This window comes from Kitasatospora sp. NPDC059747 (assembly GCF_042732955.1).
In the GTDB taxonomy this organism is placed as follows: domain Bacteria; phylum Actinomycetota; class Actinomycetes; order Streptomycetales; family Streptomycetaceae; genus Kitasatospora.
Genome location: NZ_JBHWGV010000210.1, coordinates 1,128 through 8,281, shown reverse-complemented (window position 1 = coordinate 8,281; position 7,154 = coordinate 1,128). Strand labels below are relative to the sequence as shown.

The following is a 7,154-nucleotide window of genomic DNA, read 5'->3' as shown; positions in this document are numbered from 1 at the left end:
CACTCGCCTGACCGCCAGCCCCGACAAAGTCGGGCAATACCTCCGCCCGAAATCGCCTGCGGAAGCCTAAATCAGTATCGAACGCCCTCTCAGAGGGCTCCGTCGGGTCGTACATGCGGCGCTCGCCCTGGGGCTCGCCGTCCTTCCAGAACAGGTTCACCGGGTAGTGCCCGGCCACCGCGCGGACCCCGGCCAGCACGCCGAGGTCGTCCAGCACCTCCAGCGTGCGCGGCTGGAGCCCCTTGCCGCGCGAGCCGGGGAACAGCTCGGCGGCGCGCGCGACGAGCAGCGCCCGGACGCCGCGCCGGGCGAGGTCGAGGGCGAGCGCGAGGCCGGTGGGGCCGGCGCCGACGATCAGGACGTCCACGGATTCGGGCAGCGCGGATTCGGACGGCACGGATTCGGGCGACGCGGACACGGGCAGCGCGGACACGGGCCACTCTCCTTAACGTTGTTAAACGGCGGCTGTCCGCAGCCTGCCCTTAACGGCGTTAAACTGTCAACCGTGACGCCGCAGAGAACCCCGGGAACCCCGAAGCTCGACCGGAAGCTGGTCGCCGACACCGCGCTGAGACTCCTCGACGAGGTGGGCCTCGACGGCCTCACCCTCCGCGCGATCGCCGCCGAACTCGGCGTCAAGGCACCGGCGCTGTACTGGCACTTCAAGGACAAGCAGGCGCTGCTCGACGAGATGGCGACCGAGATGATGCGCCGCATGTCGGCCGGGTCCGCCTGGCCGGCCGGGGGCGACTGGCGCGACGCGTACCGCGTGACGATGCGCGCCCTGCGCGCCGAGCTGCTGCGCCACCGCGACGGTGCCAAGGTCTACAGCGGCGCCCGCTTCACCGACACCTCGTACGCGCCCGGCCTGGACGGCGCCCTGCGCCTGCTGGTCGACGCCGGCTTCGCACCGTCCGCCGCCGCCCGCGCCTGGTACACGGCGTACAGCTACACGATCGGCTACGTGGTCGAGGAACAGGCCATGGGCGCCGACCCGTTCGCCGGCGGCGAGGCGTACGACGTCGACGCGCGCGCCGAACGCCTCGCCGCCCACCCGCTCGCGGCGGAGGCGGGCCGGGTGATGTTCCGGGACTTCGACGAGGGCTTCGAGCTGGGGCTGACCGCCGTCCTCGCCGGGGTCGAGGCGACGCTGCTCACCTGAGCGGCGCCGCCCCTGACCCCGGACCCGCCCCCGGCCGCCCCTCGGCCGCTGCTCAGCCCCGCCGGACCGCGTCGAGGTGCGCCGGCGCGGCACCGAGCCACCACGTCGGATCGGCGCTGCCGTCGACGGTGCTGCCGTCGCGGCGGACGTAGTGCCGCACGTCCCGCCCGGGCGTCGCGAACTCGCCCGCCAGCGCCCGCTCCAGCCACTCGGCGCCGAACCGGAAGACCTCGGCCGCCACGCCGCCGAGCGGGTGGAACTCGTCCTCGTAGACCCGCAGTTCCTTCGGCGCCCGGACCTTCTCGAAGCTCTCCAGCGCCTGCCCGAGGTCGGTCAGCTCGTCGAACTCGCCGATGCCGTACAGCACCGGGCAGGTGATCCGGTCCACCAGGTCACCGAGGGGCAGGTGGCGGACGAGGTCGCGGTCGAAGGCCTCCTCGTCGGTGTACCCGGCCATGTACATGTAGTTGTTCTTGAAGGTCGGCTGGGCGCGCTCGAAGATGGTCGCGAAGTCGCCCGTGACGGCCTCGAACGCGGCGAGCGCGGCCAGCCGGCCGTCGGTGGCGGCGGCGCGCGAGCCCCAGTAGCCGCTCATCGAGATGCCGAACATGCCGATCCGTGCCGCGTCGACCTCCGGCAGCGCGGCCAGGTGGTCGAGGTAACGGCCGATCGCGCGCTCGTAGTTGGTGAGGTCGACGGTGAGCCCGCCGGCCCGCGTCTCGCCCTGGCCGGGGCCCTCGATGGACAGTGCGACGACCCCGCGCGAGGTGTAGTAGCGCTCGGCTGCCCAGATGTAGTCCTCCTTGATCATGTCCATCCCCGGGCCGAGGATGACGGCCGGCGCGTTCTCGACCGGCCCGGCGGGCAGGTGGAGCAGCGCGTGGATCGCTCCGCCCTCGAAGTCGAGGACGACGCGCCGCACCCGGCCGTCACGCAGCGCGCCCAGGCGCTCGACGCAGTGGTCGGTGCGCGTGCGCATCGCGGCCTTGCGCGGATCGGTCGCGTCGAAGATCGAGTACTGGGCGCGGCCCCACATCACCGCGGCCCGCCCGTAGAGGTCGGCGGCGGTCCGCGCGAAACCGCCGCGCTCGTGGTGCGCGGCGCGCTCCTCCGCCTGGGCGGCGACCGTCGCCCAGGCCTTGGGCAGCATCGCACCGCTCCTGACCAGCGCGAAGACCTTCGCGAAGTCGGTGTGGTCGTGGCCGAGCTGCTCCATGGTGCCGACGGCCTCGGGGTGCAGCGCGTCGAAGCCGCCCTGGGCGAGCGCGGTGTCGAGGGCCCAGCTCTGGCCGGTGGAACGGGTGGTCATGGCGGTCTCCTTCTCGGGTTCCGGATCACTAAGTACTTAGTGATTAAGTACTTAGTCATTAAGTACTTAACCTAAGCTGGTGTCAAGCCACCACCGCCGAGGAGACCCGCACATGACCGAGCCGACCCGCGAGCCCGCCCCCGAGCCCGCCCCCGAGCGCGCCGACGCCCTCGACCGCCTCGCCCGGGCCGCCTACCGCCTCAGCGCCGCCGACGCCCGCCTGCGCGGCCGCGCCACCCGCACCCCCGGCGCCCTCTCCCTCACCCACGCCCGCGCCCTGCGCACCCTCGCCGACCGGGGCCCGCTGACGATCAGCGGACTCGCGGCCGGCACCGAGACCACCGGCGCCGCCGCCACCCAACTGGTCAACGGCCTGGTCGCGGCCGGTTACGTGACCCGCACCCGGCCGCCCGAGGACAAGCGCTCCGTCGTGGTCGCCCTCACCGACGCCGGCCGCGAGCGGCACCGCCGGCGCCAGCAGGCGCTCACCGACGCCCTGCACGCCGACCTGTCCGACTACGACGCGGACGCCCTCGACCGCGCTGCCGAGGTGCTCCAGCGGCTGTCGGCCGTCTACGACCGGTTGTGAGGACCAGCCCGACCGCCTCGGCTGTCGGTGGGGTGCGCCAGAATGTGCGGCCATGGAGATCAACGAACTGCTGCAGACCCTGGCCGACGAGTACGTCCAGGGCGAGCCCACCGAGTTCCACCGGATCGGCGATCTGAAGGTGGTCGAGGGCGTGGTGTTCAGCTGCCCGGCGCCGCCCGAGTGGAGCGCGTGCGGTGACGTCCCGCCGGGCTCGCACCCCGTGTACGTCGGCGTGCGGCGGTTCCGGGACGGCGTGACCGGCCGGGAGTCGAGCGCGGTGGAGATGGTGTTCGTGCCGCTGGCCGGCCCCGAGGAGATCGCCGGGGCGGAGTTCGAGGACGCCGTCGAGGACTGGCAGCCGCTCGGGCCGGACTTCGGCTTCCTGTGGGACTCGACCGCGATGGACGCGTTCCGCGACCGCTCCGTCCGGCCGGAGGCCTTCGAGGACCTCAGCGCCTTCGTGGAGCACGTCGGAGCCGAGCTCGACGCCGCCGACGCGGCCGGCAAGGTCCCCGCGTGGGTCGACGTCGTGGTCAACGAGGCGACCGGTGCCAACGTCCTGGCCTTCCGCGTCGGCGACGAGTCCGCCCTCTGCCTCGAAGGCCGGGACGACGACGGCAAGCTGGTCGCCCTGCTGTTCTCCGGCACCATGTGACGGAGGCCCAGGACGGCTCCGCCCGGGACGGCTCCGCCCGGGACCGCCCGGGACCGCCCGGGACCGCCCGGGACCGCCCGGGACCGCTCCGCCCGGCGCGCTGACGGCGCCGGGCGGTGTCAGGCCGTCGGCGTTGATCAGGACGGCCGCCGGCTACTACCGGGCCCGGATCAGGACCAGCGAGCCTTCCAGCACCGCCTGCTGCCGGAGGTGGCCGTACCGCTCGTCCCACGCCCCCGAGGCCAGGTCCCGTTCCAGCCGGTCGGTGTACTCGCGGGCCAGCTCCGCCGGGACGAAGCTCCACGCCGAGCAGGACTGCCGGGCGGCCGGGTCCAGCAGCATCTCGGGGCGCGCGTAGTAGGCCTCGTTGAAGCCGTCGACGCAGTCGGCCGGGACGGGCACCACGGTGACCTCGGCCTCGCCGCCCAGGGCCTCGGTGATGTCGGCGACGGACGGGTAGCGCCGCGCCTCGGTGTCCAGCACCAGCGGCGCGTACTCGTACAGCCAGAAGTCCCGCACGAGGTCCGGGTCGCAGGTCAGGACGACCACCGGGCCGCGCGTGACCCGGCGCAGCTCGCGCAGGCCGGCCTTCACGTCGCTCCACTGGTGGACACTGAACGTCGTCATCGCGCCGTCGAACGCGTCGTCCGGGAAGGGCAGGTCCTCCGCCACCGCGTCGACCGCCTGCGGCAGGTGCGCGGGCCGCTGCGCGCGCATCGACGCCGACGGCTCGACCGGCGTCACGTCGAAGGCCTCCGACTCGTACGAACCGGCCCCGGCACCGACGTTGAGCACCGTACGGGCCCCGCCCAGGGCCTGCTCGATCAGTGCGGCGATCCTCGGTTCGGGGCGCCGGTAGGCGGCGTACGAGCCGCCGATCGCGCCGTAGTCCGCGTCGCCCGCACTGCCGTCCGCCGTCCGCCCGGTCCGCTGCGCCATGAGGTCCCCCTTCAGCCGGTCCAGCACCCGCCCGGCGTGCTCACCGGGCTCGTCGGCGGGCCGGGGCCTCCCAGGCCGGTCCTGCCTGCCGTTGGTGTGATCGTAGACCCAGCCCCGAGGGCGAGGTCGGCTCAAGGCCGCACGGGAGTCACCAACCGTCTCGACCTGCCCCTGCGCCTCGTCCAGGGCTCCGGCCGGGCGCCCGTCACCGAAGTCCGCTGGCGCCCGGGCGCCTCGGAGGTGCGACTCGCGGGCGTTCCGGCCCGCTAAACGGTCTCCTGGCGATCAAGAGCGCTGGGGACAGGTGCAGCCGGACGTGGCGACGAACACGATCGCTGCCGCTACCGCTCGACCAACGCTTAACGTGCCGGCCCGATCCCCTCCGGCAGGACGGCGACCACGAAGGCGACGGCCTCCTCCGGTGTCTCGAAGCGCGCGAGCGACTCGCTCCGGTTCCGTACCCCGTAGAACCCCTCATCGTGCGGCCAGATCATGTACCCGACCCGTGTCGTATTCCATCGCGCGGTGGTACTGGTGGAGAACCAGAGGTTGAAGTGGCTGGTCACCGGCATCAGTTGGCGGAGCACCGGCTGGGCGTACGCGGCCGCCAACAGCGCATGCACGCGCGGGAACCGGTTCATCGGCGGCATGTGGACGCCGTCGAGCTTGAGGCACCACGCCAACTCGACAGCACCGAGCGGCTCCCGCTCGTGCGCGAGGGCCCAAGGGCGGAACTCGATGCACGGAGCCTGCTCCTTGGTCTCCTCGAGCCCCGCTCCGCCGGTCCAGGCCACCGCCGCCCTGACCACCTCGGCCGGATCGGCGGTCCACCCGCAGGCCAGGCGCCGGCCGTTGCTCTGGAGATACACCCAGAAGGCACGCCGCTGCTCGCCGGCCGGACGCACCGACACCCGCCGGCCGAGCCCCGCGTCGACGTACACCGCTGCGCCGCTCCACTGCCCGTCCGGTTCAGGCAAGACGACCCCGAGGCCCTCCGCCACACGCCCCAACGTCTCCTGGAGCACCCCGCCACCCCAGTTGCTCTCGCCGGACCCCACCCCGAAGCTCATCCCGCCAGTATGCCGCCGAGCGCATCGACGGTCCCGGTCGATCAGGTGCCGGCCCTCCCGGCTCCGGGCAAGGCGGCCCCGGGGTTCGACCAGGTGCCCTTCGACGACCCAGCCGGCCCGGGGCTCCTGGCTAGCCGATCGGCGGGCTCTTCGGCCAGTTGCGCAGGAGCGTGTCGAGGGCGTCGAGGATGCGCGCCCAGGTGTCCTCGGTGTCGCGCGGGGTGTGGGCGAAGCTGCCGCCCGTCTCCAGCGTGACGTAGCCGTGGAAGGTGCTGCCCAGGAGCCGGACGGCGTCCGTCTCGTCCGGCTCCACGAAGTCGTAGCCGCGCAGGATAGCGCGCGTCATCTGCGAGTGGCGGACGGCGGCGCTGGCGCGCGCGGTCTCCGGGTCCTGCTGGAGCCGGGCGGCGGCGTAGCGGCCGGGGTGCTCGCGGGCGTAGTCGCGGTAGGCGTCGGCGAAGGCGGTCAGCGCGTCCTTGCCGGCCCGCCCGGCGAGGGCGGCGGACACCCGGTCGGCGAGCTCGTCCAGGGCGAGCAGGGCGATCCTCGTCTTGAGGTCCTGCGAGTTCCTGACGTGCGAGTAGAGGCTCGCGTCCTTGACGCCGAAGCGCCGGGCGAGCGCCGAGACGGTCACCTTGTCGAAGCCGACCTCGTCGGCGAGTTCCGCCCCCGCCCTGGTGAGGCGTTCGGCGGTCAGTCCTACGCGCGCCATGCGGTTCCCCTCTGCTTCCCACGGTCTCCTGGAGCAATAATACATTTGCCTAATGCTCCTAGGTAATTTACGTTGATCCCTATGAAGCCGCTGACCGAACGAGACATCCGTGCCGCCTTCGTCAACACCACCAAGGGCGAGGCCTCGCGCCTGAACGTGCCGCGAGACCTCGCCGAACAGCCCTGGGAGGACCTGGACTTCCTCGGCTGGCGGGATCCCCAGGCCCCCGACCGCTCCTACCTCGTCGCCGAGCTCCCCGGCTTCGGCGAGCGCCCGGTGGCCGTCGCGCTGCGCTCGTCCTCCGGGGCCTCCTGGCAGGCCCGGCGCAGCATCTGCTCGCTGTGCGTGACCACGCACACGGGTGGCGTCTCGCTGCTGGTCGCCCCGCGGGCCGGCAAGGCGGGCAAGGAGGGCAATTCGGTGGGCGCGTACATGTGCAGCGACCTCGCGTGCTCGCTCTACGTGCGCGGCAAGCGGGAGGTCGGCACCAAGCTGCACGAGTCGCTCACCGTGGAGGAGAAGATCCAGCGCACGGTGGCGAACCTGGCCGCCTTCGTCGCCAAGGTCACCGCATGACCGCGGGTGGCGGCCCGCTGTGGGACGTCACCCTGAGCTGGCTCCTCTCCCCCGCCCCCGCCCCGTACCGGCGGGGGCCCGCCCCCCACCCCCGGCCCCCGCCCCGCCCCGGGCCCGGTCCCGCCCGCCCGGCGCGGCGCCG

Annotated in this window: 9 protein-coding genes; 4 read left to right on the top strand and 5 right to left on the bottom strand. The window is 73.2% G+C overall.

What is annotated here, in order from left to right; all coding sequences use genetic code 11:
- Nucleotides 1–424 (bottom strand): FAD-dependent monooxygenase (locus ACFV4G_RS42235; RefSeq protein ID WP_380448747.1); only part of this gene is annotated, 424 nt, incomplete at its 3' end.
- An 81-nt stretch (nucleotides 425–505) separates the two neighbouring features.
- Here ACFV4G_RS42235 and ACFV4G_RS42230 point away from each other — a divergent pair.
- Nucleotides 506–1,162 (top strand): TetR/AcrR family transcriptional regulator C-terminal domain-containing protein, encoded by a 657-nt coding sequence (locus ACFV4G_RS42230; RefSeq protein ID WP_380448744.1) that lies wholly within the window; start codon nucleotides 506–508, stop codon nucleotides 1,160–1,162.
- A gap of 52 nt (nucleotides 1,163–1,214) precedes the next feature.
- Here the strand turns inward: ACFV4G_RS42230 and ACFV4G_RS42225 are convergent, their stop codons facing one another.
- Nucleotides 1,215–2,471, bottom strand: a complete 1,257-nt coding sequence (locus tag ACFV4G_RS42225; protein ID WP_380448741.1) for an alpha/beta hydrolase — start codon at nucleotides 2,469–2,471, stop codon at nucleotides 1,215–1,217.
- Nucleotides 2,472–2,583: 112 nt separating this feature from the next.
- On the opposite strand from ACFV4G_RS42225, the gene ACFV4G_RS42220 reads away from it, so the two are divergent.
- Both ACFV4G_RS42220 and ACFV4G_RS42215 read left to right on the top strand, forming a co-directional pair.
- Entirely contained in the window at nucleotides 2,584–3,060 is a 477-nt protein-coding gene (locus ACFV4G_RS42220; protein ID WP_380448739.1) for a MarR family winged helix-turn-helix transcriptional regulator, read from the top strand.
- A gap of 52 nt (nucleotides 3,061–3,112) precedes the next feature.
- A complete protein-coding gene (locus tag ACFV4G_RS42215; RefSeq protein ID WP_380448737.1) occupies nucleotides 3,113–3,715 on the top strand; it encodes a hypothetical protein in 603 nt (200 codons plus the stop codon).
- A gap of 156 nt (nucleotides 3,716–3,871) precedes the next feature.
- On the opposite strand, the gene ACFV4G_RS42210 is transcribed toward ACFV4G_RS42215, so the two are convergent.
- The 3 genes from ACFV4G_RS42210 to ACFV4G_RS42200 all read right to left on the bottom strand — a co-directional run bounded on the left by ACFV4G_RS42210 (nucleotide 3,872) and on the right by ACFV4G_RS42200 (nucleotide 6,436).
- The gene (locus ACFV4G_RS42210; RefSeq protein WP_380448734.1) at nucleotides 3,872–4,654 is read right to left on the bottom strand and encodes a class I SAM-dependent methyltransferase; all 783 of its coding nucleotides are present in this window, start codon (nucleotides 4,652–4,654) and stop codon (nucleotides 3,872–3,874) included.
- Between the two features lie 359 nt (nucleotides 4,655–5,013).
- Nucleotides 5,014–5,724: a DUF6193 family natural product biosynthesis protein gene (locus ACFV4G_RS42205; RefSeq protein ID WP_380448732.1), complete on the bottom strand. Its 711-nt coding sequence runs from the start codon at nucleotides 5,722–5,724 to the stop codon at nucleotides 5,014–5,016.
- Nucleotides 5,725–5,854: 130 nt separating this feature from the next.
- Complete coding sequence (locus tag ACFV4G_RS42200) at nucleotides 5,855–6,436, bottom strand: TetR/AcrR family transcriptional regulator (protein ID WP_380448729.1); 582 nt, start codon at nucleotides 6,434–6,436, stop codon at nucleotides 5,855–5,857.
- A gap of 81 nt (nucleotides 6,437–6,517) precedes the next feature.
- Between ACFV4G_RS42200 and ACFV4G_RS42195 the strand changes: the two genes are divergently transcribed.
- Nucleotides 6,518–7,012, top strand: a complete 495-nt coding sequence (locus ACFV4G_RS42195) for an FBP domain-containing protein (RefSeq protein WP_380448727.1) — start codon at nucleotides 6,518–6,520, stop codon at nucleotides 7,010–7,012.
- Nucleotides 7,013–7,154: the final 142 nt, after the last annotated feature.

What these genes read in the sequence shown, in the direction of transcription:
- ACFV4G_RS42225 (WP_380448741.1), bottom strand. Translation starts at nt 2,471, where the DNA reads ATGACCACCCGTTCCACCGGCCAGAGCTGGGCCCTCGACACCGCGCTC.
- ACFV4G_RS42210 (WP_380448734.1), bottom strand. Translation starts at nt 4,654, where the DNA reads ATGGCGCAGCGGACCGGGCGGACGGCGGACGGCAGTGCGGGCGACGCG.
- ACFV4G_RS42205 (WP_380448732.1), bottom strand. Translation starts at nt 5,724, where the DNA reads ATGAGCTTCGGGGTGGGGTCCGGCGAGAGCAACTGGGGTGGCGGGGTG.
- ACFV4G_RS42195 (WP_380448727.1), top strand. Translation starts at nt 6,518, where the DNA reads ATGAAGCCGCTGACCGAACGAGACATCCGTGCCGCCTTCGTCAACACC.
- ACFV4G_RS42220 (WP_380448739.1), top strand. Translation starts at nt 2,584, where the DNA reads ATGACCGAGCCGACCCGCGAGCCCGCCCCCGAGCCCGCCCCCGAGCGC.
- ACFV4G_RS42200 (WP_380448729.1), bottom strand. Translation starts at nt 6,436, where the DNA reads ATGGCGCGCGTAGGACTGACCGCCGAACGCCTCACCAGGGCGGGGGCG.
- ACFV4G_RS42215 (WP_380448737.1), top strand. Translation starts at nt 3,113, where the DNA reads ATGGAGATCAACGAACTGCTGCAGACCCTGGCCGACGAGTACGTCCAG.